Below are 22,575 nucleotides of genomic sequence, written 5' to 3' on the forward strand. Positions count from 1 at the left end.
TTCCGACGGACGGATGGCGAGAGGATCCCGCATGAGCGCATCGAGGGTTCCGGAGGAAGCCGGCCGCCACGCGGCTGCAGCTGGACCGCCCCGCGACACCGCCGTGCTCGGGGCGGGCGCCGTCGGGGCCGGAACGGTGGGAGCCTCGGCCCTGGGCGCCCTCGCGGTCGGGGTTGCGGCCATCGGGGCGATCGCGCTGGGCGCCTTCGCGATCGGCCGCCTCTCGGTCGGCCGCGCCCGGGTCGATTCCCTTCAGGTCGGGTCCTTGGACATCGACACGCTGATGGTGCGGTCGCTCCGCCTGCCGGACCGTGACCGCGACTGAGGCGCGCGGCCGGCGCCGCCTGTCGCGCCGGCCCGAACCGCGTGGACAGGAGGATGCGATGACCGAACCGAAACCGCCCTTCCGCCCGACCGAGGCGGTGGACGTCCTCGGCGAGACCGCGGGCGATTTCGTCCTGCCGCTCTGCCTGCCGAAGCCCAGCCTGCTGATCGGCGAGGATCTCGCCGTCGTCGTGCTCGATACGATCCACGGCCAGCGGGTCGGCCTGCCCCTCAGCCTGCAGGGCGCCGCGGATCTGCACGCGGTGCTGGGCGAAGCCCTGCGGCTGCTCCAGGCGCGGGACGGGGGCTCGGTCCAGTGACGCGTGCGGCTGCCGGAGCGACGATCCGGCGGCGCCCCGCACGCTAAGGCTTCGTTGAGGCGGGAAGCGTAACCAGAGCGCGAACCTCCCGCGTGGCGGCCGATGCGCGCTCCGTTCCTCCTGCTGCTGCTGGTCTGCGCCGCGCCCGCGCAGGCGCGGCCCGCGACCTTCCTGGCGGTGCACGCCTTGGGCATAGCCGCCCTGCCGCCGGTGCCGCCGAGTGCGGCGCCCGTGCCGGCCGCGGATGCGCGCGCCCGCTTCCTGCCACTGATCGCCCGCGAGGCGGCCGGGACCGGTCTGCCGCTGGCGGTGGCCGACGCCGTCGCGCGGATCGAGAGCGGCTACGATCCCACCGTGGTGGGCAGCGTCGGCGAGGTCGGGCTCATGCAGGTGCGGCCCACCACGGCGGCGATGCTCGGCTTCCGCGGCACCGTCGCGGAACTGGCGGCGCCGGAGATCAACGTGCGCTACGGGGTACGCTACCTCGCCGAGGCGTGGCGCCGGGCCGACGGTGATCTCTGCCGCGCCCTGATGAAGTACCGGGCCGGACACGGGTCCGAGGTGATGTCGCCCCTGTCGCAGCTCTACTGCGCCCGCGCCCAGGCGATCCTTGCCGATCCCGAGGCGCGGCTCGCCCACGCGAGTCCGCGCCCGGCCGGGCCGATCCGTTTCGCCGCCCGAGCGTCGGCCGCCGTGCATCGGGAACGGGCGGACCCGGTGCCGGCAACGCCGCGCTCGTTCTGGGAGGCGCACCGGGCGCGGATCGCCCGGCTCAACGCCGCCGTAGTGGCGCGTTGGCGCGGCCGCGGCTGGAGCGCCGAGAGGCCGCCCGCCGCGGCAGATCCGTCCGCCGATCCCGCCGGCGGCTGACGCGGACGGGCTGCCCCGGTCAAGCCTCGTCGATCCCGGGCCCGTCCGACCGCGCGCCGCGGGCCACCTCGCGCATCGCGTCGTCCGGCAGGGGGCGCTGCAACCGGAGCGCCTCGGCGGTGGGCGCTTCGAGCCAGGTCGCCCATTCCTCCGGCTTGGTCAGCAGCACCGGCATCGCCTTGGGGTGGACCGGGCCGACGATTCCGTTCGCGTCCGTGGTGAGGAAGGCGAACACCCGGTGCTCCTGCGCCACCCGGTCGGGGTTCTCGCGCTTGGTCCCCCGCACGCCCGTCCAGGGCCGCCAGATGCCCGCGAAGGCGAAGAGCGGCCGTTCCTCATCGAGGGCGAACCAGACCGGTGTCTTGCGCGGCTTGGTATCGGCGTACTCGCTGAAGGCGGTGACCGGCACGAGGCAGCGATGGGCCGGTCCCAGCCAGGGGCGCCAGTGCGGGCTTGCCGTGTTGCGCACGTTGGTGACGGGTTGTTCGCCGAACGCCTTCGGCCCCGGCATGCCCCAGCGCATCATCGCGAGGTCCCGGCCGGCCGCGCCGGTGTGCACCACCGGCGCCAGCTGGTCGGGAAAGATCGCCGGCAGCGGCGGCAGGTTGCCGGTGTGGTCCTCCGCGATCCCGAAGGCCCGGCGCAGCTCCGCGGGTCCGGTGCGCAGGCTGTAGAGGTTGCACATCGTGATCCCGGACGGTTCGCCCGGCGCCCAGCCGCGCCGCGCGACCGCGTATACACGTTCTCCGCGATCCGGTGCGGGAAGGCCGGCCGTCAGCCCGCGCCGGGCAGGTGGATTGTCCAGGGCTCCGCGAAGACGTGTTCCTCGAGGTTCGCGCCCGGCCCGCCGCGGTCGATCACGACGAAATCCTGGCTGGCCCCGAACGGCGTCAGCACGCCGTGCCACGTGCCGCGGGCGTAGCAGATTCCCTGGCGGGGTGCGGTGACGAAGGCCTGGGGCCGGCCGGGTCGGCCATCCGCGTCCGGGCAGACCACGACCAGGAACGGGGCGGCGCTCAAGGGAACGAAGGCCTGCGCGCCGAGGGGATGGCGCTCGACCAGGGTCAGGCGCAGCGGCAGCGGGTAGGGCTGCGCCTCGACCAGCCCGATCACCGTGCGGGCCCCGTCGCCCACGACCTCGATCGCGGCGAGATCGTGAAAGCGGCGCGCCATGCCGGCATTCATCGGGCGCGGCGCGGTGCCGGCGGTGTCGATCACCTGCCCGAACGGCGCGAAGGCTTCGGCCGTCAGCGGCCGGGCCGTGACAGAGCCGGTGGCCGGCTGCGCGCTCATCGCGCGGGACCGCGCAGGCTGAGGGCCGGGTGCCGGTTCACGTCCTTGTAGAGGAGGTAGCGGAACCGGCCGGGGCCGGCCGCGTAGCAGGCCTGGGGGCAGAAGGCGCGCAGCCACATGAAGTCGCCCGCCTCGACCTCGACCCAGTCGCGGTTGAGCCGGTAGGCGGCCTTGCCCTCCAGCACGAACAGGCCGTGCTCCATCACGTGCGTCTCCTCGAACGGGATCGTCCCGCCCGGCTGCATGGTGACGATGTTCACGTGCATGTCGTGGCGCAGATCCTCCGAGGCGACGAAGCGGGTCGTCGCCCAGGCGCCGTTGGTGCCGGCCATGCCGGCCGGCTCGATCGCGGATTCATGGGTCACGAAGGCGTCCGGCACGGCGAGGCCCGGCGCGGGCTCGTAGATCTTGCGGATCCAGTGGAAGCGGGCCGGCTCGGCGCCGCCGTTGCGCAGGCTCCAGGCCGCCCCGGGGGGCAGGTAGGCGTAGCTGCCCGGCCGCAGGGCATGGGTCCGGCCCTCGAGGCCCAGGCTGAGGTCGCCCTCGACCACGAACAGCACGCCTTGCGCCTGCGCATCCGGCTCAGGCCGCTCGCTGCCGCCGCCGGGCGCGACCTCCATCAGGTACTGGGCGAAGGTCTCGGCGAAGCCCGACAGGGGGCGCGCCAGGATCCAGGCCCGGGTGCCGTCCCAGCCGGGCAGGAAGCTCGTCACGATGTCGCTCATGACGCCCCGGGGGATGACCGCGTAGGCCTCCGTGAACACCGCGCGGCCGGTCATCAGCGACGTCTGCCCCGGCAGGCCGCCGCAGGTGGGATGGTACGTCGGTGCGGTCATGACAGGTCTCCGATGATCCGCCGGGCCGGGACGCCGCCGTCAGGCGGATTGGGGGTGCGGGATGGGCGCATCGAGGATCAGCGCCGTGTCCGTCGCCGGCTCGCCGTCCAGGATGCGCCGGGCCTGCGCGCGGTCGATATCACCTTCCCAGGCGGCGATGACCACCGTCGCCACGCAATTGCCGATCAGGTTGCCGAGCGCCCGGGCGATCCCGACGAACCAGTCGACCGACAGGACCAGCACCAGCCCGATCACCGGGATCTCCGGCACCGCCGACAGGGTGGCGGCCAGCACCACGATGGCCGAGCCCGGCACGCCGTGCGCGCCCTTCGAGGTCAGGAGCGCGATGCCGAGGATCAGCATCAGGTGGCCGAAGGACAGGTCGGTGTTGGTCGCCTGCGCGATGAACACCGTCGCGAGGGTGAGATAGAGCGAGAAGGCGTCGAGGTTGAACGAGTAGCCCGTCGGAATCACGAGGCCGACGGTGGAATCCTTGATGCCGAGCCGCTCCAGCTTGCGCATCACCTGCGGCAGGACGCAGTCGGAGGAGGCGGTGCCGGCCACGACCGTCAGCTCCTCGCGCAGGTAGGCGAGGAGCTTGAAGATGCTGAAGCCGGCGAGCCGCAGGATGCCGCCGAGCACCACCAGCACGAAGAACGCGACGCCGGCGTAGAACAGCACCACCAGCATGCTGAGCTGCTTCAGCGAGACGATCCCGTATTTGCCCACCGTGAAGGCGACCGCGCCCAGCACGCCGAGGGGCGCGAGCCGGACGATGAAGCCGACGATCTTGAACAGCACCTCGGTGATCCGCTCCAGGCCGTCGGCCAGCGGCTGGCCCCGCTCGCCGAGCAGCGACAGGCCGGCGCCGAACAGGATCGCGAGGATCAGGACCTGGAGGATGTCGCCCTTGGCGAAGGCGTCGACGAAGGTCGTCGGCACGAGCTTCATCAGGAAGTCGACGGTGCCGGTAACCTGCCCGACGCGCTCCGTGTAGCCGGCGAGCGACTTGGCATCCAGGGTTGCCGGATCGATGTTCATGCCGTGCCCGGGCGCGAACAGGTAGGCGAGGACGAGGCCGAGCGCGAGCGCGATGGTGGTGACCACCTCGAAATAGATCAGGGCCTTGAGCCCGACCCGGCCGACCTTGCGCAGGTCGCCGGCGCCGACGATGCCGTGCACGACGACGCCGAACACCAGCGGCGCCACCGCCATCTTGATCAGCTTGATGAAGACGTCGCCCAGCGGTTTGAGCGCGACCGCGAAATCCGGCCAGACCATGCCGAGCACGATGCCGGCCACGAGGGCGACCACCACCTGCCCGAAGAGCGACGCGAAGAAGCGCCCCATCGCAACCTCCCTGATAGTCTCGGGTCGCTCTTGCCGTGCCACCCGGCCTCGCGGCGTCGGCGGCGGGCCGAGGCCGATCAGTGGCGTTGTGCCGGGCGGACACGCGTCGACTCTGCGCTCGGCACAATCCTTCCAGCCGATTGAGACGTCAAATATATCTTTCGTCTGAAATCATATGTAAAACATATCGGCATGGAACTCCGGCACCTGCGCTACTTCCTGGCCGTGGCCAAGCACCTGAGCTTCACCGCGGCCGCGGAGAGCCTGGGCGTCGCGCAGCCGCCGCTGAGCCAGCAGATCCGCGATCTCGAGGCGGAGATCGGCACGCCCTTGTTCGAGCGGACCACGCGGCGCGTGACGCTGACGCGGGCGGGCGAGGATCTCCAGGCACAGGCGTCGGCCATCCTGGAGAAGGCCGGCGAGGCCGTCGACCGGGCCCGCGCCATCGGGGCGGGCACGGCCGGCATCCTCAATGTCGGCCTCACGGGATCGATGCTCGCCGGCCCGCTCGGCCGGGCGATCCGGGGCTACGCGAACGCCTATCCCGGGGTCGATCTGCGCATCCACGAGATGTCGCCGGACCGACAGATCGCGATGCTGAAATCCGGTCAGACCGACGTCAGCTTCTTGCGGTGCCCGCCGCACGATGCCGACCTGGGGAGCGAGCTCGCGTGGCGGGAGACCGTCAGCCTCGTCCTGCCCAAGGATCACCGCCTCGCGGCAGCGCCGGTGAGCCTCGCGGATCTGAGGGACGAGACCTTCGTCTTCCTGAGGCTCACCGACTCGCTGTTCGCCAAGTACCTCTGGGATTGCTGCGTCGCGGCCGGGTTCGTCCCGCGGATCACCCACCAGACCGTGGAGGCCGCGTCCCTCACGAGCCTCGTCGCGGCGGGGCTCGGCGTGGCGATCATCCCGGAATTCGTCGCCCGGCTGGCCCATGCCGACGTCGTCTACAAGCCGATCCAGGGACCGCACATCCGGGCCGACGTCTACGCGCTGTGGACCCGGCCGCGGCAGCCGCTGGTCGAACGTTTCCTCGGTCTGGTCCGCGCCGACGGCGACCCGGCGGGGCGATCCGCCGATCGCGCCGCTCAGGATCCGAGCGACATGCGCAGCGGCGGCTCGACCTCCGGCGGCAGCGGCGAGACGTAGCCGGCCGCGCCGACCCGGCGGGCGAGATCCGCCTTGGCGGCGTCGCGCAGGGCCGCGTCGGTCACCGCCCGGGCGCCGGTGGCGGCCATCGCCTTGGCGACCTGCACCATCGCCTTGTGGGCCGCGGGGGTCTTGCCCTGCGCCACCACCTGCCAGGTGTGGAACGGCGTGCCGATCGCCACCGTGGGTGCGTGGGCCTGGACGGTCGGCACCACCCAGCTCACGTCGCCGACATCGGTGGAGCCCACCGCCGGATTGCGCGGCGCGTCGAGGGGCACGAGGAAATCGGCCAGCGGTGCCTCGGTGCGCGGCAGCCCGATGGCGCGAAACACGGCATCGATGTCGCCGTCGGTGAGCGTCGCGCGGATCTTTCCGGCGAAATCCCGGTCGACATCGTCGAAATGCGGCGGTCCGAGCTCCTCCATTACGCGGTGCAGCGCCTGCTCCAGCGGCGTATTGCCCAGCAGATTGGACACCGCGCTGACGATCCGCACCTCGACCGCGGTCTCGGTCATCAGGGCGGCGCCCTGCGCGATCTTCTTCACCCGCTCGACCAGCGCCAGCATGCCGGGGAGGTCGCGGGCCCGGATCGAGTAGCGGACCGTCGCGCCGGCCTGGACGACGTTCGGGGCGATGCCGCCCGCGTCGAGATAGGCGTAGTGGACCCGCGCGTCGGACGGCATGTGCTCGCGCATGTAGTTCACGCCGACGCTCATCAGCTCGACGGCGTCCAGCGCCGAGCGCCCGAGATGCGGGGCCGCCGCCGCGTGGGCGGTGCGCCCGGTGAAGACGAAGTCGGCCCGCGTGTTGGCGAGCGCCACCGGCGGCGCCACCTCCCAGAAGCTGCCGGGATGCCAGGAGATCGCGATGTCGGCATCCGCGAAGGCGCCGGCGCGGACCATGAAGGCCTTGGCGGCGCCGCCTTCCTCCGCCGGGCAGCCGTAGTAGCGCACCCGGCCGGGGGTGCCGGTCTCGGCGAGCCAGTCCTTCAGGGCGGTGGCGGCGAGCAAGGCCGCCGAGCCGAGGAGGTTGTGGCCGCAGCCGTGGCCGTGCCCGCCCGCCTCCACCGGCCGGTGCTCGGCGACGCCCGCCTCCTGCGACAGGCCCGGCAGGGCGTCGTACTCGCCGAGGAACGCGATGACCGGCCCGCCGTCCCCGGCCTCGCCCATCACGGCGGTGGGGATGCCGGCGACCTGCTCGGTAATCCGGAAGCCCTGGTGACGCAGCTCGGCGACGTGCTCGGCGCAGGAGCGCGTCTCCGTGTAGCAGACCTCCGGCATGCCCCAGACCCGCTCGGACAGGGCGATCAGCCGCTCCGTCTGCGCGTCGACGTGGCGCCACACGGCATTGCGGTTGTCCATGGCGAAGATCTCCGGGAGGGCGTGTCGGCCGTCCTGTTGCAGGGTCGGGGCCAGGAAACCACAGGGATAGAGTCGGCCACGACACGTTTCGGTTGAACCGTCACTGGCCCGCCCCTTGCCAAGGCCGCTGCCGGAATGTTGCTGTGCCGCGCGTGGCGGTAGACGGGATGCGTACATGGACGAGCGGGATCTGCGCGGCCTCATCGGGCGGGTGAAGGACGGCCGCCTGTCGCGGCGCGCCTTCGTGCAGCGGATGGTGGCTGTCGGCCTCACCGCGCCCATGGCCGGACTGATGCTGGCCGGGAACGGGGTCGCGATGGCGGCCGACATCCGGGCCGGCTACAAGCCGAACAAGGCCGGCGGCGGCGGCGCCCTCAAGCTGCTCTGGTGGCAGGCGCCGACGCTGATCAACCCGCATTTCGCCATCGGCACCAAGGACCAGGACGCCTCGCGGATCTTCTACGAGCCGCTCGCCGCCTGGGATGCGGACGGCAACCTCGTGCCGGTGCTCGCCGCCTCGATCCCGTCCAAGGAGAACGGCGCGCTCGCCGCCGACGGCCGCTCGGTGGTCTGGACGCTCAAGCCCGGCGTGAAGTGGCACGACGGCAAGCCGCTCACCGCCGACGACCTCGTCTTCACCTGGGAATACGCCCGCGACCCCGCCACCGCGGCGGTGACGGCCGGCTCCTACAAGGATTGCAAGGTCGAGAAGGTCGACGACCTCAGCGTCCGGGTCCTGTTCGACAAGCCGACGCCCTACTGGTGCGACGCCTTCGTGGGCATCGTCGGCATGGTGCTGCCCAAGCACCTGTTCGGACCCTACAGCGGCGCCAAGTCCCGGGACGCGCCCCAGAACCTCGCCCCCGTGGGCACCGGCCCGTACCGGTTCGTGGAGTTCCGGCCCGGCGACATCGTCCGCGGCGAGCGCAACCCGGAGTACCACCTGCCGAACCGCCCCTACTTCGACACGGTCGAGATGAAGGGCGGCGGCGACGCGGTCTCGGCCGCCCGCGCCGTGCTCCAGACCGGCGAGTACGACTACGCCTGGAACATGCTGATCGAGGACGAGGTGCTCAAGCGCTTGGAGTCCGGCGGCAAGGGCCGGGTCGACGTGGTCTACGGCGGCAAGCTCGAGTTCCTGCTGCTGAATGCCACCGACCCGAACGTCGAGGTCGACGGCGAGCGCGCCTCGATCACCACCAAGCACCCCGCCTTCTCCGACCCGAAGGTGTGCCAGGCGATGAACCTCTTGGTCGACCGCAAGTCGATCCAGACCTACATCTACGGCCGCACCGGCAAGGCCACCGCCAACACGGTCAACGGCCCCGAGCGCTTCGTCTCGAAGGATACGCGCTTCGCCTTCGACCCGGCCAAGGCCAACGCACTCCTCGACGAGGCCGGCTGGAAGAAGGGTTCCGACGGCATCCGCGCCAAGGACGGCAAGAAGCTCAAGCTGGTCTTCCAGACCTCGATCAACGCGCCGCGCCAGAAGACGCAGGCGATCATCAAGCAGGCGGCCGCCAAGGCCGGCATCGAGATCGAGCTGAAATCGGTGACCGGCTCGGTGTTCTTCTCCTCCGACCCGGCGAACCCCGACACCTGCACGCATTTCTACGCCGACATGGAGATGTACGCCTACAGCATGACGCAGGCCGATCCGGCGATCTGGCTGCTGATGTACGCCTCCTGGGAGGTGGCCCAGAAGGCCAACAAGTGGCAGGGCCGCAACGTCGTGCGCTGGCGCAACGCCGCCTACGACGAAGCCTACAACGCCGCCCAGAGCCAGCTCGACCCGGTCAAGCGGGCGGCGCTTCTCATCAAGTGCAACGACCTCGCGGTTTCCGAGAACGTGCTGCCGCTGATCCATCGCGCCGAGGTCTCGGCGGTGGGCGCCACGCTCACGGCGCCCCGCAGCGGCTGGGACAACGACCTGTCGTTCCTGCCCGACTGGTACAGGGAGGCCTGAGCGGGAGGCGTAGCGCCAAGAGTCGAGCACAAAAATGGGCGCCTACATCCTGCGACGCCTCCTGATCGCGATCCCGAGCCTGCTCGGCATCAGCCTGATCCTGTTCACCGTCCTGGCGCTCGCGCCGGGCGACCCGTTCGGCGAACTCGCCAGCAACCCGAACGTGCCCCCGGAGGTCCGGGCGGCGCTGCGGGTGAAGTTCGGCCTCGATGACCCGATCCTCACCCGCTACCTGCACTGGCTCACCGCCATGCTGCAGGGCGACTGGGGCTTCTCCTTCGCCAGCCGGGTGAATGTCGACACGCTGATCCTGCAACGGCTGCCGACGACCCTGTTCATCGTCGGCTCCTCCCAGGTGCTGGCGCTGCTGATCGCCGTGCCGGTCGGCCTCTACGCGGCGCGCCGGCCCTACTCGCTCGCCGACCAGGTCGCCAACACCCTGGCCTTCGTGGGCTTCTCGCTGCCGACCTTCTTCACCGGGTTGCTGTTCATCCTGCTGTTCTCGATCAAGCTCGGCTGGCTGCCCTTCGTCTACCAGGCCGACCTGCCGGGCTCCGGCCTGCCCTGGGTCTGGGCGAATGTCCGGCAGGCGATCATGCCGGTGGCGGTGCTGGGCTTCTTCCAGGCCGCCTCCTACACCCGGTACGTGCGCGCCTCGGCGCTGGACGTCGCTCGGCTCGACTACGTCACCACCGCCCGCGCCAAGGGCCTGACCGAGGGCACGGTGACTCGCCGGCACATCGCCCGCAACGCCCTGATCCCGGTGGTGACGCTCGTCGCCCTCCAGATCCCGGCGGTGTTCGGCGGCGCCATCGTCACCGAGCAGATCTTCCGGATCCCCGGCATCGGCTCGCTGCTGATCGATGCCATGCTGGCCAACGACACGCCGGTGGTGATGGCCGTGACCTTCGTGTTCGCCGGCCTCGTCATCCTGTTCAACCTCGTCGCGGACCTGCTCTATGGCTGGCTCGACCCTCGCATCGCCCTCCGATGAGGCGGTGCCCGTCGCCCGCGCGCCGGCCTCGCCGGGGCGGGAGACGTGGCGGCGTTTCCGGCGGCACCGGCTGGCGCTCGCCAGCGTCGGCGTGCTGGCGCTCCTCGCCGCCGGCGTGGTGTTCGGCGGCCTGCTCTGGCCGGTCGCCATCGACGACATCGACTTCGCGGCCCAGCTCCAGGGCCCGTCCTGGGACCACCCGTTCGGCACCGACGATCTCGGCCAGGACCTGCTCGCCCGGATGGTCTACGGCGGCCGGATCTCGCTCGCGGTCGGCTTCGCCGCCATGGCGGTGGCGAGCCTGATCGGCGTGCTGGTCGGGGCGCTCGCCGGCATGTCGCGCCGGTTCCTCGACCCGGTGCTGATGTGGCTGACCGACCTGTTCCTGTCGCTGCCGCAGCTGCCGCTGCTGCTCCTCGTGATCTACCTGTTTCGCGACAGCCTGAAGGCCGTGTTCGGCAGCCAGGGCGGCGTGTTCCTGATGATCGTCGCGGTGATCGGGGGCCTGCGCTGGATGCCGGTCGCCCGGCTGGTGCGGGCGCAGTTCCTGTCCCTGCGCGAGAAGGAGTTCGTGGAGGCGGCCCGCTCGCAGGGCGCGACCACCGGGCACCTCGTGCGCCGCCACATCCTGCCGAACGCGCTGGGGCCGGTAATCGTGGCGGCGTCCATCGAGGTCTCGTCCGCGATCATCGCGGAATCGACCCTGTCCTTCCTGGGGCTCGGCTTCCCGCCCGACATCCCGACCTGGGGGCGGCTGCTGTTCGACGCCAAGGACCACCTCGACGTCGCGCCGCACTGGGCGCTGTTCCCGGGGGGCGCGATCTTTCTGACGGTGCTGTCGATCAACTTCATCGGCGACGGCCTGCGCGACGCCCTCGACCCGCGGCGGGTGCTCTGAATGGCGCGGTCGGCTCCCGGATCTCCCATCCGCCTCCCTCATCCTGAGGTGCGGCGCAGCCGCCTCGAAGGAGAATTCCAGGGATCTCGGCGACATCTGGAGGGCTCCTTCGAGGCCTCCGCGTCACTGCGGCGCCTCAGGATGAGGGCGCGGATGGGCGGATCCTTGCGGCGCCAAACCAGGATGGATCAGGAGTGAAGCCTGTGACCGACCCGATCCTCTCGGTCTCCGACCTCACCGTGTCGTTCCGCTCGGACGGGCGCTGGCGCGAGGTCGTGCACGGCGTCTCGTTCGACGTGGGCCCGCGCGAGACCGTGGCGCTCGTCGGCGAATCCGGCTCCGGCAAGAGCGTCAGCGCCCTCTCGATCCTGCGCCTCCTGCCGCGGGACGCGAGCCGCATCGGCGGGCGCGTGCGCTTCGAAGGCCGCGAGCTGCTCGCCGCCCCCGAGGCCGAGATGCGGCGGGTGCGCGGCGATTCCATCGCCATGATCTTCCAGGAGCCGATGACCTCCCTGAACCCGGTCCTGACCATCGGCTTCCAGATCGCCGAGGCGCTGATCCGGCACCGGGGCCTGTCGCGGTCCGCCGCCGAGGCGGAGGCGCTCCGGCTCCTCGACAAGGTCCGGATCCCGGCCGCCCGGTCGCGCCTGCACGAATACCCGCACCGCTTCTCGGGCGGCATGCGCCAGCGGGTGATGATCGCCATGGCGCTCGCCTGCCGGCCGAAGCTCCTGATCGCCGACGAGCCGACCACGGCCTTGGACGTCACGATCCAGGCCCAGATCCTCGATCTCATCAAGAGCCTGCAGGACGAGGAGGGCATGTCGGTCCTGTTCATCACCCACGACATGGGCGTGGTCGCCGAGATCGCCGACCGCACCGTGGTGATGTACCGGGGCCGCGCCATGGAGGCCGGACCGACCGCGCGGATCTTCGACGCCCCCGCCGAGCCCTACACGCGGGCGCTGCTGGCCGCGGTCCCGCGCCTCGGGACCATGGCGGGCCGCCCCCGCCCGATGCGCTTCCCGGTGGTCGACCGGGCCACCGGCCTGGCGGCGCCGACGCCCGAGACGCCCGACACCGTCCGGGCTGCCGAGCGCCCGGTGCTGGAGGTGCGCGACCTGACCACCCGGTTCGACATCCGCTCCGGGCTCCTCGGCCGCGTCACCGGCCGCGTCCACGCGGTGGAGCGGGTCTCGTTCAGCCTCGCGGCCGGCGAGACCCTCGCGCTCGTCGGCGAGTCCGGTTGCGGCAAGTCCACCACCGGCCGCGCGATCCTGCGCCTCGTCGAGCCGCTCTCGGGCTCGGTCCTGCTCGACGGCGAGGACGTCACCGGCCTCGACCCGAAGACCCTGCGCGCCCGCCGCCAGCGCATGCAGATGATCTTCCAAGACCCGTTCGCCAGCCTCGACCCGCGCCTGAGCGTCGGCGCCGCGGTGGCGGAGCCGCTGCTGATCAACCGCCTCGCGACGCCCCGCGAGGCGCGGCGGCGCGCGGAGGACCTGCTGGCCCGGGTCGGGCTTCCTCCGGAGACCGCCGGGCGCTTCCCGCACGAATTCTCCGGCGGCCAGCGCCAGCGCATCTGCATCGCCCGGGCGCTCGCCCTGAACCCCCGCCTGATCGTCGCCGACGAGGCGGTCTCGGCCCTCGACGTCTCGGTGAAGGCGCAGGTCGTGAACCTGATGCTCGATCTCCAGGCGGAGTTCGGCCTCGCCTACCTGTTCATCTCGCACGACATGGCGGTGGTGGAGCGGGTGAGCCACCGGGTGGCGGTGATGTATCTCGGCGAGATCGTGGAGATCGGCCCCCGGGCCGCGATCTTCGGCGACCCGCAGCACCCCTACACGAAGAAGCTACTGGCTGCCGTGCCCGTGCCGGATCCGGCCCGGCGGGGCGAGCGGCACGCGCTGCCGGACGACGAGATCCGCAGCCCGATCCGGGCCCCCGACTACGTGGCGCCGGAGCGGCTCTACCGGGAGGTCGCGCCCGGCCACGTCGTGCAGGATTGGGGGACCGACTGGGCCGCAGCGGCGCCGGAGATCGCGGCCGCCTGATCAGGATCCACTCCAGATCCCGGCGCGTCACTCGGCCGGGATGAAGCACAACGTGCCGGCGCGGCGCGTCGGCTTGCCGGTATCGTTCGTGTGGTTGACCCCGTCCATCACCGGCACCTCCGGAAAATCGAACGGGCTGACCCCGTCCAGGCACGCCGCGTTGACGGCGTAGAGGTCCTGGTTCGAGCGTCGCTGATGATGCGTGTAGATCCCGCATCGGGAGCAGAAGAAGTGCTGCGCGGCGCCGGTGTGGAAGCGGTAGCTCGTCAGCGTGTCCGCGCCGCGCACGATCCGGATCCCGCCCTTTTCGGCCATGACGACGACGGCCCCGCGCATCCGGCAATAGGAGCATGTGCAGCGCCGGGCCGAGGCGAGGTCATCCGTGAGCCGCGCCTCGAACCGCACGGCGCCGCAATGGCATTGGCCGGACCGGATGGTGATGTCGCCCGCCATGGTGGGTGTGTATCCCGTCAGGTTCTGTGCCGACCCGGTCCGTCGGGCGCATCCATGCGCATCGGTGCCGCCGGCGGGTGAGGCCCGGATACGGCCTCCCGCGTGGGTCCCGACAGGCGTGGGTTGCCAGCATCGTCAGCAGACTGGACGCGGCGTCAGGCGCGATGCGCTCCGCGCGCTCGGATGATCGATGCGGATCCGATTGCTGTCGTGCCTGCGGGGCGCTGATCGTGATCGGACGATAAGGCGCGCGACCCGACCGAACAATCCATCAAGTCGTCACGCGTCACGTGAGGAAATTGCACGCGATGCGGCGCAGCGTTCGCGAATCGTGTGTTCGTCGGGCCGCCGTGTGGCCGAGTTGGATGGCCTTGGCGCTCTGCGAACGCTTGGCGGCGTAGCCGGGGGCGACCTCTGCGTGCCGAAGGTGGTCGTGCGCTTCTTCCGCTTCGCGGGCGGCGGAGACGTGCGTCGATGGGCGATCCAATCAGCGAGGCTGTAACGACCGGCAACCGTCCGGGCGTTCCTGGCCGAGCGGGGCCGTGTCATTCTGACCGAAACCGGGAGGATGACATGAGATGCGGGCGCGGCCTTGCTGTGGCGGGCTTCTGTGTGGCGGGCACCCTGATCCTCGCGGGCGCCGCGACGGCGCAGGAGGTCAAGCGGACCGAGCTCAGCCGCATGCCGGTCTCGGGCGACGACAGCCGGGAGATCGTCATGCAGCTGGTCGAGATTCCGCCAGGGGCGACCTCGCGGCGACACTTTCATAACGGCGAGGAGGCCTTCTACGTCATCGAGGGCGGCTCGGCGCAGTTGCCCGGTCAGGAGCCGAAGGAGCGGCCCACGGGCGAGCGCGGGATCAACAAGCGCGGCGTCCCCCATGCCGGCTACACGGTGGTCGGCGACAGGACCTTGAAGATCCTGTCGGTCTACGTCGTCGACAAGGGCCGGCCGCTCCAGGAGGCTGCCGACTGAGCCGGTCGCTACAGGGGAGGGGCTGCCTCATACGTGGCGACAATGTGTCGAAAGCTTGACTATTCGGCTCGAATCACTTTATAGCTTGACCGTTGCGTTGCGGATACATCGCCCGGGTCCCTGGAGGTTCGGATGTGCGCGCGGAAGACCTACTACATCTTCGTCAAGGCGACCGACGACCGGCAGTTCTGCGCCATTCGGCAGGATCAGCCGATTCCGCAGATGATCGACGGCGTGCAGTGGATGTATGTGAGCTGCATCGACACGTCGCGGGACAGACCGTTCGGGTTCGATGTCGACGCGGCACACGAGGCCATGCGGCACCGCGGCGTCTACTTCTACCGTCGCGAGCTGATGTTCCGCCGCACCAACTTCCTCCTCGAAGCCGCCTGATGGCGGGTTCGGGCGGGCGCCGCCAGAAGGCCGTGCGGGTCTGTTTCGGCGCGGCCATGGTCGTCTGCGGGATCGCGGTCGGGACCGGCATTCCGTCAGGAGCGGCGCAGGCCCAGGTCCCGACGCGGATCGGCACCTGCGTCGCCACCACCATCGCGCGGATCGGGACGCGGTTCAGCGACCGGCTGGTGAAGCCGCAGCGCGACGGCCTCGACGAGGGAACCAGCGTCGACCTGAAGAACGGCGTCTACGGAATTTCCTACGCGTATGTCGAAGCCGTTGCGCGATCGCGGGTCGGCGACCGCGCGATCACCTGCCTTGTCGCCCTGCCGAAAGGCTGTCCGAAGGGCGACGATCGCGGGAAGATGTACACCACCACCAACCTGCGGACTCTCGATTCCTGGACGTTGCCAGATTCGCAGCACATGTGCGGCGGCGCCTGAGCCCGGCGCGCACCCTTCGTGGGCTGTCGCGTGTTGATTCTTGGCTTTGGTCGGTCTCGGGCCTCGACCGCGGGAGGGTAGGCTTTGTCGTTCAGGAAGGGTTTTGCCGCCGTCGTGGTCGCTGCGTTGGTCGGAGCGCCAGTTGCGGCTCGGGCCTGGGGCGTTCCCGGATGCACCAACCTGCCCGAATACAATCGGGCGTTGGGCGCGTTGCAAGGCATGACCAGCGCCTGTGACATGAGCGTCGAGGAGGCGCGCCGCGTGATCGCGGCGCATGACGGCGTCGCCGCGCCGCCGCCGAACGCGGCGGCGCTCCCGGACGCGGCGCCACAGGCCGTGTCGAGGCCGCGTGTCCGGCACCGCCATCGCGGGAAGCGCGCGCATCACAGGACAGCGGTCCTGCGGCACCGCTGAACCGCCGCGCAGGACCGACGGGTCTAGCGCTCGCTCGACGCGGCCGCGGCGCGGGCGCGCGCCCAGTCGCGGTCGCGCTCGGCCTGCCGGGCCCGCTCCTCGGCCGCGTAGGCGTCCTGTTCCGCACGCTCCCGCTTTCTCTGGCGATCGGCAGCGGCCGAAGCCCGCTTCCGCCAAGCTTCGGTCTCGGCCTTCTGGCGCGCCAGCTCCTCGACGGTGACAGGCTTCACCGGCTCCTTCGGCTGGGCCCAGGCGTAGGGACGGCGGGGTGCCGGCGAGGGCCGGGCTTCCGAGCGCGGTGCCTCTCGCCGTTGCCCGAACGCCCGGGTCGCCTCGACCAGCGTCAGGCCGGCGCCGCGGGCGATGCGTTCGGCGGCCGCGCGGGCGGCCGTCCGTTCACCGGCCGTGGCGCCGTGCTCGGCGAGCACGAGGCATTTCTCGAACCGATCCCGGTCCGCAGGCGTCATCACGGACTTCATGGCCGCCGTCATACCGCCAAGCCCGTCCGTCTGTCCCGCCGCTCATCGCGAGATCCGGGACGTCTCGCCGAGACCGGCTGGAGCCCGGGACCGACGCGCGGTCTCGGGCCCCTGACGCTACGCCCTCAATTCGGCTTGGCGCTCGCCACGGTGTTGGTAAAGCTGTAGCTGCCGAGCTTCTCGCCGACCACCTGCACGGCCCCGTCCGTGAGCGTGTTCAGTCGGCGGGAGCGGATCTTCATCGTGCCGGACAGGCCGGCGAACTTGCCCGTGCCGCCGATCCACTCGCCCGTGCCCTCGTTCGCCGCCCCGAGAGGCTGCACCGGATAGTCCCACTTCTCGAACACGTGGTCGCCGTCGGCATCGACGTAGTCGCAATAGCCGTGGTTCTCGACCGTCTTGGCGGTGTTGTCGATCAGCGGCGCGGAGGTGCAGCGGCCGGCCATGTTGTGCAGGAGCTTCCCGCCGGACTCGTTGACGGCCGTCATCATGTTGATCGTGGCGGACGCCATGCGGTTCTCGCCGATTGTCACAGGTTTCGGCGCGGCCGGAATCGTCGCCGTGTAGGTGATCCGGAACTCGCCCTGGCGCGGCATGTCCTCCGCGGCCGACGGTCCGGAACTCAGAAGCAGCATTCCGAGTGTCGCCGCCGTACAGGTGACGAGCGATGTTGTCCGTCTGTCCCTTCTTGTCACGGTAACCTCCCTATCAGGCGCAGAGAAGGCCGTTTGAAACCGATCGTCGTTCCGAGGTCTGGTCCTCCGAATCGATTGCGCCAGGCGAAGAGTGATGCTGACAAAATCAATATTCAACAATTCTATGTAACTGATGTTGTGCAATGTTCGGCCCACGATGGAGTGGGCCGAATTCATGTCCATGAGGTGGTGCAATTCTCGGTGACGTTGGCCCACCGCCCGATCGTGCTGCACGGCCGGAGCTGTTCGTCGTGGCTGGTCGCGGATCATGGCTGAGGGCGTCGCGAACCGTGCGCCCGTAGCCGCAGAGCTCTGTATCGGGGCTCATCGACGTCCTGGTTGTCGGCGGTCGCTGGAGCGGCGGCCTTGGTGCTCCGTTCCATATCGAGGAGCGGAAGGAGCGCCGCCTGGTTGAGCAGAATTCCAGGCCGCACCTCCCTCGGCATGGCGGCGGGCCGGCCGGACGGCTCCGATGCGCTTCCCGTCCCCCGGCCGCGCCCTGGTGCGGTCTCCGGCATGTGCTCGTAAGCACAGTGTCGGAACCGGATGGCCGCGTCCGGGCAAAGTGCAGGTTTCCGGCAGAGCTTCGCGCTCAATCGCGGGCCGGCCTGCGCACATATTCGTGAAGAAACGCTTTCTCTGTCTGGATGTTTTGGGTGCACTTCCGGCTTTTCGCAAACGGCCGGGCAACAACGGACGACATCTCGATCGAGCGTCGCCACGTGATGACTTTGCTTGCATTTGACAGGAGGAAGACATGCGAATGAAGCTTGCAGGCGCCGCATTCCTCGCGCTCGGCACCCTGACCGCCACAATCGGCACGGCGGACGCCGCGCAGGGCTGCGGCCCCGGGTTCCACAGGGGCTTCTACGGCTGGTGCAAGCCCAATTGGCGCCCCTACGCCTACCGCCCGGTCTACTACGCACGGCCGGTGGTCTACGGCTGGCACCGTCCCTGGGCCTGGCGCCGCGTCGGTTGGCACCGCCCCTGGGGTTGGCACCATCATGGCGGCTGGCGTCACGCGGCTTGGCACCACGGATGGTAATCGGGTGAAGGCCGCGGAGCCGGCACGCGCGTGCCGGCTCCCGTCCGAGGCGTCCCATCGCTCCTACCGATGAGACCCGGCCCGGCGCGCCGCTCCGGCTTCGAGCGCGCGCAGGCCGGCGTCGATCAGGATCGCCAGCGCCGAGACCACGAGGCCGCCCTGCAGGACGTAGGCGGTGTTGCCGGTGAGAAGGCCGGAGACGATGACCTCGCCGAGGGTGCTGGCCGCGACTGTCGAGCCGATCGTCGCCGTCGCGAGGCCGATGACGGCCGAGAGCCGGATCCCCGAGAGGATCATCGGCAACGCGAGGGGGAGCTCCACCTGCACGAGCCGCTGGCGATCGGTCATCCCGATGCCGCGTGCCGCCTCCATCAGCGCCGGATCGAGGCCCTCCAGGCCGGTCAGGGCCGTCTCGAAGATCGGCAGCAACCCGTACAGGACGAGGGCGATCAGCGTCGGGACCGTGCCGAAGCCGAAGATCGGCACCGCCAGCGCCAGGACGGCGACCGGCGGGAAGGTCTGGCCGAGATTGGCGAGCGCGCGGGCGAAGGGCAGGACGTCGCGCCCGGCCGGCCGGGTCGCCGCGATTGCGGAGCCCAGGGCGAGCAGGCTGGCCGCCAAAGTCGCGCCGGCGACCAGCAGGAGGTGGTTGACGGCCAGCGTCAGGAGCGGGGTCTGCGTGTAGATCGGCGGGGTGCCGGCGGGCGCGAACGGCCGGAACAGCCCCGCGAACGCGTCCGGCGCCGCCAGGAACGCGACCAGCAGGACGAGCAGCGCGGCCTTCGGGATCGACGCCCGGCTCACGGGCCCGCGCCCTGCGCCTCGAGGGTCGCCCGCGTCACCCGGCCCAGGATGAAGCCGTCGCGGCTCACCGGCAGGGCCGGGCGCTGCGACCACAGGCTCTCGGCCAGGGCGTCGCGCACCGAGGTGCCGGCCGGGATCGGCGCGCCCGGCGCCGAGCCGGGCTCGACGAGATCGTCCACGATCCGCAAAGCCATGAGCTGGAAGGCGCGGTCGCCGCGGCCGAGCAGGGCGCCGACGAATTCGGTCGCCGGCGCGCCGATCAGAGCCGTCGGGTCGGCCTCCTGCACAAGGCGCCCCCGGTCCATTACTGCGGTTCGGTCGCCGAGGCGCAGCGCTTCGTTCATGTCGTGGGTCACCAGCACGATGGTGGTGCCGTAGCGCTGCTGGATTGCCTTCAAATCGTCCTGAGCCCGGCCGCGGATGATCGGGTCGAGGGCGCCGAAGGGTTCGTCCATCAGCAGGATCGGCGGCTCGGCGGCCAGGGCGCGGGCGACGCCGATCCGCTGCTGCTCGCCGCCGGAGAGCGCCGCCGGAAAGCGGTCCCGGTAGAGCGCCGGATCGAGACGGAACAGGGCGAGGAGCTCGTCGACCCGCGCGGCGATCCGCGCCCGGTCCCAGCCGAGGAGCTTGGGCACCACGCCGACATTCTCCGCGACGGTGCGGTGGGGAAACAGCCCGTGACCCTGGATGGCGTAGCCGATTTCGCGGCGCAGCGCGTGGGGCGGAACGGTCCGGACGTCCCGGCCCGCCACCCGGATCGTGCCGGCGCTCGGCTCGACGAGGCGGTTGATCAGCCGCAGCAGGGTCGTCTTGCCCGAACCCGAGGTGCCGACCACCGTCAGAATCGTTCCGGCCGCGACCCGCAGGCTGACATCGGCCACGATCGTGCGCCCGCCGACGACGCGGCTGACATGCGCGAGTTCGATCATGGGGTCCGGTCCACCGCCCGGCCGCGACTGAGGTCTATGACCGCATCGAGCAGCACCGCCGCGCCGCTGGCCATGACCACCGTCGGCAGCGCGCCGAGCAGCACGAGGTCGCCCGCATTCTGGCTGATGCCCTGGAAGACGTACACGCCGAGACCGCCGCCGCCGACGAGCCCGGCGATCACCGCCAGCCCGATATTCTGGACGAGCACGATGCGGATACCGGTGAGGATGGCCGGGAGAGCGAGCGGCAGCTCCACCTGGGCGAGGCGCTGCCGGTCGGTCATGCCGACACCCCGCGCCGCGTCGCGCACCGGCCCGGGCACGGCGTCGAGGCCGGCGACGGTCGCGGCGGTGACCGGCAGGAGCGCGTAGGCGAACAGGGCCACGAAGGCCGGCGCGGCGCCGATCCCCGCGATGCCGAGATCCGCCGCCCCCGGGACCGTGCGGCCGATCCAGGCGAGGGGAGCGATCAGCATCCCGAACAGGGCCATCGACGGGATCGTCTGCACGACGTTGAGGACCGAGAGCAGCGCCGCCCGTAAGGTGGGGACCGGGCGGGCCAGGATCGCCGCCGGAATCCCGACCAGGGCGGCGGCGGCCACCGAGGACAGGGCGAGGCCGGCATGGGTCCGGACCTCCCGGCCGAACGTGTCGGAGCGGCCGACATATTCCCGCAGCACCGAGAGGTTGTCCCAAAACCCGGAGCGCAGGACGAGCCCTACGAGGGCTGCAACGAGCGCCAGCGCGCCGATCCGCAGCGCCGGGCTCGGCCGCAGCCGCGCCAGCCCGTCGCCGGCCGCGAGGCCGGCGGCCGCGAAGGCCAGCCACCAGCCCGCATCCAGGGAGATCCGGCTGTAGCGGTCGCCGGGCGGCGTCAGGTGATCGGCCGCCCAGCCGGCCGCGAGGCAGAGCAGCCCGAGCGCGGCACTCCCGGCGGCGAGGCGCAGGCCCGGTCCGATCCGCAGCGCGAGCAGCGGCGCGACGCATCCGAGGACGGCGCCGAGCGCCAGGGCTTGGCCGAGGGGCAGGGCCGACCACGCCATCAGGGGCGTGCCCAACGCGATCCGGTTCGGGCGCGCCGTCACCAGCGGCAGGGCCAGGAGGCCGAGGCCGAGGAGGGCCACGAAGACCGAACCCAGCGGGTCGGCCGCCGTCCGAGCCGGGCGGGAACCGGCGCGCGCCTGTGCCGCCATGTGTCCGCTCATCCGGTGCTCCGAGCGCGGCCGTAACTGGCCCGCACTAGAGCCGTTTCCCGCCGCGTTGCAATCCGGGGCGGCTCTGAAGGCCGTGCTCCGGCTGAGGGCGCCTAGGGCACGAAGCCGTTCCGCCTCAGGAAATCCGCCGCGACGGACGAGGCCGGCTCGCCGCCGAGCTGCACGCGGCCGTTGAGCTCCTGCAGCGTGGCCAGGTCGAGCCTGCGGAAGATCGGATCGAGCACCGCGGCGATCTCCGGATGCGCCTTGAGAACCGGCCCGCGGACCACCGGCGCCGGCTGGTAGACCGGCTGGACGCGCTTGTCGTCCGCCATGACGACGAGCCGCGCGACGGTGAGGCTGCCGTCGGTGCCGAACACCATGGCGGCGTTCGTGCCGGAGGTGCCTCGCATCGCCGCGGCGATCGTGCCGGCGGTGTCGCCGCCCGACAGGATGACGAGCTGGTCCGGCCTCAGCGCGAAGCCGTAGGCCTTGCCGAAGGCCGGGAGCGCGGCCGGCGCGGAGACGAATTCCGAGGACGCGGCGAGCTTGATCCGGCTGCCGCCGGCCACATAGCGGCCGAAATCGCTCATCGTCCGCAGGCCGTTGGCCCGGGCGATGTCCGCGCGGACCGCGATCGCCCAGGTGTTGTCGGCCGAGGCCGGATTCAGCCAGACGAGGTCGTTCGCCTGGAGATCGAGGGTCCTGGCGGTCTCGTAGGCAGCCTCCGGATCTTTCCAGACCGGGAGGTCTGCCTTGCCGAAGAAGAACGCCGCGTTGCCGGTATATTCCGGGTAGATGTCGATCTGACCCTCCAGCAGGGCTTGGCGCACGATCGGTGTGGCACCGAGCTCGATCTTGTCGACGGTCGGCAGGCCCTTGGCCTTCAGGGCCTGCAGGATGATGTTCCCGAGGACGCCGCCCTCCGTATCGAGCTTGGATGACACGACGATGCCGGCCGCCTGCACGCCGGCCACCGTCAGAAGCAGCGCGAGGAATCCCACCAGAAACCGCTTCGTCATCGCGTGAGACATCCCGTCTGCGTCATCCGATCGTCCGTAGCGCTTTTCGCCAGGGGGTTCAGGACCGAGACGGAGGAGGCCGTCGAGCGCGAAGCGTCGCGGGCGTCGCGACAGAGAGACGGCGCTGGTCCAAGACCGGCGACCTGGCGCGAATTGTCGCGCCGTCGGGCCTCGACCGCAACACATGTTGTGTTGTTCGCTGCGCGACAGTTCGAACCATAACGCAGATTAACGGATCAGGGATGAAGACTGATCTTTCGTGAGGTCGGAGTAACTTTCGCTGCTGGCTATAGGGATTTTGATTAACCGGTC

The 22,575-nt window shown here is 70.9% G+C and carries 25 protein-coding genes; 13 read left to right on the forward strand and 12 right to left on the reverse strand.

Annotation, left to right across the window (positions count from 1 at the left end):
• The first annotated feature begins 31 nt into the window (after window positions 1-31).
• From AC3WSN_RS26550 to AC3WSN_RS26560, 3 genes are all read left to right on the forward strand, one after another.
• Window positions 32-325 (forward strand): hypothetical protein, encoded by a 294-nt coding sequence (locus AC3WSN_RS26550; RefSeq protein WP_492542062.1) that lies wholly within the window; start codon window positions 32-34, stop codon window positions 323-325.
• A 58-nt stretch (window positions 326-383) separates the two neighbouring features.
• Window positions 384-644 (forward strand): hypothetical protein, encoded by a 261-nt coding sequence (locus AC3WSN_RS26555; RefSeq protein WP_192706202.1) that lies wholly within the window; start codon window positions 384-386, stop codon window positions 642-644.
• Between the two features lie 102 nt (window positions 645-746).
• Window positions 747-1,514, forward strand: a complete 768-nt coding sequence (locus AC3WSN_RS26560; RefSeq protein WP_492542064.1) for a lytic transglycosylase domain-containing protein — start codon at window positions 747-749, stop codon at window positions 1,512-1,514.
• 19 nt (window positions 1,515-1,533) lie between these two features.
• On the opposite strand, the gene AC3WSN_RS26565 is transcribed toward AC3WSN_RS26560, so the two are convergent.
• The 4 genes from AC3WSN_RS26565 to AC3WSN_RS26580 all read right to left on the reverse strand — a co-directional run bounded on the left by AC3WSN_RS26565 (window position 1,534) and on the right by AC3WSN_RS26580 (window position 4,993).
• Window positions 1,534-2,199 carry an SOS response-associated peptidase gene (locus AC3WSN_RS26565; RefSeq protein WP_192706204.1) on the reverse strand — a complete coding sequence of 222 codons (666 nt, stop codon included), beginning with the start codon at window positions 2,197-2,199 and terminating at the stop codon, window positions 1,534-1,536.
• A gap of 89 nt (window positions 2,200-2,288) precedes the next feature.
• A complete protein-coding gene (locus AC3WSN_RS26570) occupies window positions 2,289-2,807 on the reverse strand; it encodes an ureidoglycolate lyase (protein ID WP_492542066.1) in 519 nt (172 codons plus the stop codon).
• Window positions 2,804-3,643 (reverse strand): bifunctional allantoicase/(S)-ureidoglycine aminohydrolase, encoded by an 840-nt coding sequence (locus AC3WSN_RS26575; RefSeq protein ID WP_192706206.1) that lies wholly within the window; start codon window positions 3,641-3,643, stop codon window positions 2,804-2,806. Before AC3WSN_RS26575 ends, AC3WSN_RS26570 begins: the two co-directional genes overlap by 4 nt.
• 39 nt (window positions 3,644-3,682) lie before the next feature.
• Window positions 3,683-4,993, reverse strand: coding sequence for a dicarboxylate/amino acid:cation symporter (locus AC3WSN_RS26580; protein WP_492542068.1), 1,311 nt, complete (start codon window positions 4,991-4,993; stop codon window positions 3,683-3,685).
• Between the two features lie 192 nt (window positions 4,994-5,185).
• On the opposite strand from AC3WSN_RS26580, the gene AC3WSN_RS26585 reads away from it, so the two are divergent.
• The gene (locus AC3WSN_RS26585; protein WP_492542070.1) at window positions 5,186-6,145 is read left to right on the forward strand and encodes a LysR family transcriptional regulator; all 960 of its coding nucleotides are present in this window, start codon (window positions 5,186-5,188) and stop codon (window positions 6,143-6,145) included.
• Here the strand turns inward: AC3WSN_RS26585 and AC3WSN_RS26590 are convergent.
• Window positions 6,085-7,506, reverse strand: a complete 1,422-nt coding sequence (locus AC3WSN_RS26590) for a M20 family metallopeptidase (protein ID WP_492542072.1) — start codon at window positions 7,504-7,506, stop codon at window positions 6,085-6,087. The two genes, AC3WSN_RS26585 and AC3WSN_RS26590, sit on opposite strands and share 61 nt — an antisense overlap.
• Window positions 7,507-7,681: 175 nt before the next feature.
• Here AC3WSN_RS26590 and AC3WSN_RS26595 point away from each other — a divergent pair, with 175 nt between their 5' ends.
• The 4 genes from AC3WSN_RS26595 to AC3WSN_RS26610 all read left to right on the forward strand — a co-directional run bounded on the left by AC3WSN_RS26595 (window position 7,682) and on the right by AC3WSN_RS26610 (window position 13,418).
• Window positions 7,682-9,472 (forward strand): peptide ABC transporter substrate-binding protein, encoded by a 1,791-nt coding sequence (locus AC3WSN_RS26595; protein ID WP_492542074.1) that lies wholly within the window; start codon window positions 7,682-7,684, stop codon window positions 9,470-9,472.
• Between the two features lie 34 nt (window positions 9,473-9,506).
• Window positions 9,507-10,466, forward strand: coding sequence for an ABC transporter permease (locus tag AC3WSN_RS26600; protein WP_179697525.1), 960 nt, complete (start codon window positions 9,507-9,509; stop codon window positions 10,464-10,466).
• Window positions 10,432-11,364 (forward strand): ABC transporter permease, encoded by a 933-nt coding sequence (locus AC3WSN_RS26605; RefSeq protein WP_492542076.1) that lies wholly within the window; start codon window positions 10,432-10,434, stop codon window positions 11,362-11,364. Before AC3WSN_RS26600 ends, AC3WSN_RS26605 begins: the two co-directional genes overlap by 35 nt.
• Window positions 11,365-11,567: 203 nt before the next feature.
• Window positions 11,568-13,418: an ABC transporter ATP-binding protein gene (locus AC3WSN_RS26610; RefSeq protein ID WP_492542078.1), complete on the forward strand. Its 1,851-nt coding sequence runs from the start codon at window positions 11,568-11,570 to the stop codon at window positions 13,416-13,418.
• Window positions 13,419-13,445: 27 nt separating this feature from the next.
• On the opposite strand, the gene AC3WSN_RS26615 is transcribed toward AC3WSN_RS26610, so the two are convergent.
• Window positions 13,446-13,871: a GFA family protein gene (locus AC3WSN_RS26615; RefSeq protein ID WP_492542080.1), complete on the reverse strand. Its 426-nt coding sequence runs from the start codon at window positions 13,869-13,871 to the stop codon at window positions 13,446-13,448.
• A gap of 573 nt (window positions 13,872-14,444) precedes the next feature.
• On the opposite strand from AC3WSN_RS26615, the gene AC3WSN_RS26620 reads away from it, so the two are divergent.
• From AC3WSN_RS26620 to AC3WSN_RS26635, 4 genes are all read left to right on the forward strand, one after another.
• Window positions 14,445-14,846, forward strand: coding sequence for a cupin domain-containing protein (locus AC3WSN_RS26620; protein ID WP_492542081.1), 402 nt, complete (start codon window positions 14,445-14,447; stop codon window positions 14,844-14,846).
• Window positions 14,847-14,978: 132 nt separating this feature from the next.
• Window positions 14,979-15,239, forward strand: a complete 261-nt coding sequence (locus AC3WSN_RS26625; protein WP_192706216.1) for a hypothetical protein — start codon at window positions 14,979-14,981, stop codon at window positions 15,237-15,239.
• Entirely contained in the window at window positions 15,239-15,682 is a 444-nt protein-coding gene (locus tag AC3WSN_RS26630) for a hypothetical protein (protein ID WP_492542082.1), read from the forward strand. The genes AC3WSN_RS26625 and AC3WSN_RS26630 overlap by 1 nt, the downstream gene beginning before the upstream one ends.
• Window positions 15,683-15,901: 219 nt before the next feature.
• Entirely contained in the window at window positions 15,902-16,096 is a 195-nt protein-coding gene (locus tag AC3WSN_RS26635) for a hypothetical protein (RefSeq protein ID WP_492542083.1), read from the forward strand.
• 23 nt (window positions 16,097-16,119) lie between these two features.
• Here the strand turns inward: AC3WSN_RS26635 and AC3WSN_RS26640 are convergent, their stop codons facing one another.
• Window positions 16,120-16,575, reverse strand: a complete 456-nt coding sequence (locus AC3WSN_RS26640) for a hypothetical protein (RefSeq protein ID WP_492542084.1) — start codon at window positions 16,573-16,575, stop codon at window positions 16,120-16,122.
• A gap of 125 nt (window positions 16,576-16,700) precedes the next feature.
• Window positions 16,701-17,210, reverse strand: coding sequence for a hypothetical protein (locus AC3WSN_RS26645; protein WP_192706217.1), 510 nt, complete (start codon window positions 17,208-17,210; stop codon window positions 16,701-16,703).
• 817 nt (window positions 17,211-18,027) lie between these two features.
• On the opposite strand from AC3WSN_RS26645, the gene AC3WSN_RS26650 reads away from it, so the two are divergent.
• Complete coding sequence (locus tag AC3WSN_RS26650) at window positions 18,028-18,315, forward strand: GCG_CRPN prefix-to-repeats domain-containing protein (RefSeq protein WP_492542085.1); 288 nt, start codon at window positions 18,028-18,030, stop codon at window positions 18,313-18,315.
• A 63-nt stretch (window positions 18,316-18,378) separates the two neighbouring features.
• Here AC3WSN_RS26650 and AC3WSN_RS26655 read toward each other — a convergent pair whose 3' ends face one another.
• From AC3WSN_RS26655 to osmF, 4 genes are all read right to left on the reverse strand, one after another.
• Complete coding sequence (locus AC3WSN_RS26655) at window positions 18,379-19,119, reverse strand: ABC transporter permease (RefSeq protein ID WP_492542086.1); 741 nt, start codon at window positions 19,117-19,119, stop codon at window positions 18,379-18,381.
• Window positions 19,116-20,048 (reverse strand): ABC transporter ATP-binding protein, encoded by a 933-nt coding sequence (locus AC3WSN_RS26660; RefSeq protein WP_492542087.1) that lies wholly within the window; start codon window positions 20,046-20,048, stop codon window positions 19,116-19,118. Before AC3WSN_RS26660 ends, AC3WSN_RS26655 begins: the two co-directional genes overlap by 4 nt.
• Window positions 20,045-21,253, reverse strand: coding sequence for an ABC transporter permease (locus tag AC3WSN_RS26665; protein WP_492542088.1), 1,209 nt, complete (start codon window positions 21,251-21,253; stop codon window positions 20,045-20,047). The genes AC3WSN_RS26660 and AC3WSN_RS26665 overlap by 4 nt, the downstream gene beginning before the upstream one ends.
• 101 nt (window positions 21,254-21,354) lie before the next feature.
• Entirely contained in the window at window positions 21,355-22,263 is a 909-nt protein-coding gene (gene osmF, locus AC3WSN_RS26670) for a glycine betaine ABC transporter substrate-binding protein OsmF (protein ID WP_492542089.1), read from the reverse strand.
• Window positions 22,264-22,575: the final 312 nt, after the last annotated feature.

The sequence above is a fragment of the Methylobacterium sp. FW102-HT35C08 genome (assembly GCF_058790235.1).

What these genes read in the sequence shown, in the direction of transcription:
- AC3WSN_RS26620 (WP_492542081.1), top strand. Translation starts at nt 14,445, where the DNA reads ATGAGATGCGGGCGCGGCCTTGCTGTGGCGGGCTTCTGTGTGGCGGGC.
- AC3WSN_RS26605 (WP_492542076.1), top strand. Translation starts at nt 10,432, where the DNA reads ATGGCTGGCTCGACCCTCGCATCGCCCTCCGATGAGGCGGTGCCCGTC.
- AC3WSN_RS26600 (WP_179697525.1), top strand. Translation starts at nt 9,507, where the DNA reads ATGGGCGCCTACATCCTGCGACGCCTCCTGATCGCGATCCCGAGCCTG.
- AC3WSN_RS26560 (WP_492542064.1), top strand. Translation starts at nt 747, where the DNA reads ATGCGCGCTCCGTTCCTCCTGCTGCTGCTGGTCTGCGCCGCGCCCGCG.
- AC3WSN_RS26640 (WP_492542084.1), bottom strand. Translation starts at nt 16,575, where the DNA reads ATGAAGTCCGTGATGACGCCTGCGGACCGGGATCGGTTCGAGAAATGC.
- AC3WSN_RS26585 (WP_492542070.1), top strand. Translation starts at nt 5,186, where the DNA reads ATGGAACTCCGGCACCTGCGCTACTTCCTGGCCGTGGCCAAGCACCTG.
- AC3WSN_RS26550 (WP_492542062.1), top strand. Translation starts at nt 32, where the DNA reads ATGAGCGCATCGAGGGTTCCGGAGGAAGCCGGCCGCCACGCGGCTGCA.
- AC3WSN_RS26595 (WP_492542074.1), top strand. Translation starts at nt 7,682, where the DNA reads ATGGACGAGCGGGATCTGCGCGGCCTCATCGGGCGGGTGAAGGACGGC.
- AC3WSN_RS26650 (WP_492542085.1), top strand. Translation starts at nt 18,028, where the DNA reads ATGCGAATGAAGCTTGCAGGCGCCGCATTCCTCGCGCTCGGCACCCTG.
- AC3WSN_RS26580 (WP_492542068.1), bottom strand. Translation starts at nt 4,993, where the DNA reads ATGGGGCGCTTCTTCGCGTCGCTCTTCGGGCAGGTGGTGGTCGCCCTC.
- AC3WSN_RS26590 (WP_492542072.1), bottom strand. Translation starts at nt 7,506, where the DNA reads ATGGACAACCGCAATGCCGTGTGGCGCCACGTCGACGCGCAGACGGAG.
- AC3WSN_RS26555 (WP_192706202.1), top strand. Translation starts at nt 384, where the DNA reads ATGACCGAACCGAAACCGCCCTTCCGCCCGACCGAGGCGGTGGACGTC.
- AC3WSN_RS26630 (WP_492542082.1), top strand. Translation starts at nt 15,239, where the DNA reads ATGGCGGGTTCGGGCGGGCGCCGCCAGAAGGCCGTGCGGGTCTGTTTC.
- AC3WSN_RS26575 (WP_192706206.1), bottom strand. Translation starts at nt 3,643, where the DNA reads ATGACCGCACCGACGTACCATCCCACCTGCGGCGGCCTGCCGGGGCAG.
- AC3WSN_RS26635 (WP_492542083.1), top strand. Translation starts at nt 15,902, where the DNA reads ATGACCAGCGCCTGTGACATGAGCGTCGAGGAGGCGCGCCGCGTGATC.
- AC3WSN_RS26645 (WP_192706217.1), bottom strand. Translation starts at nt 17,210, where the DNA reads ATGCTGCTTCTGAGTTCCGGACCGTCGGCCGCGGAGGACATGCCGCGC.
- AC3WSN_RS26665 (WP_492542088.1), bottom strand. Translation starts at nt 21,253, where the DNA reads ATGAGCGGACACATGGCGGCACAGGCGCGCGCCGGTTCCCGCCCGGCT.
- AC3WSN_RS26570 (WP_492542066.1), bottom strand. Translation starts at nt 2,807, where the DNA reads ATGAGCGCGCAGCCGGCCACCGGCTCTGTCACGGCCCGGCCGCTGACG.
- AC3WSN_RS26660 (WP_492542087.1), bottom strand. Translation starts at nt 20,048, where the DNA reads ATGATCGAACTCGCGCATGTCAGCCGCGTCGTCGGCGGGCGCACGATC.
- AC3WSN_RS26615 (WP_492542080.1), bottom strand. Translation starts at nt 13,871, where the DNA reads ATGGCGGGCGACATCACCATCCGGTCCGGCCAATGCCATTGCGGCGCC.
- AC3WSN_RS26625 (WP_192706216.1), top strand. Translation starts at nt 14,979, where the DNA reads ATGTGCGCGCGGAAGACCTACTACATCTTCGTCAAGGCGACCGACGAC.
- AC3WSN_RS26565 (WP_192706204.1), bottom strand. Translation starts at nt 2,199, where the DNA reads ATGTGCAACCTCTACAGCCTGCGCACCGGACCCGCGGAGCTGCGCCGG.
- osmF (WP_492542089.1), bottom strand. Translation starts at nt 22,263, where the DNA reads ATGACGAAGCGGTTTCTGGTGGGATTCCTCGCGCTGCTTCTGACGGTG.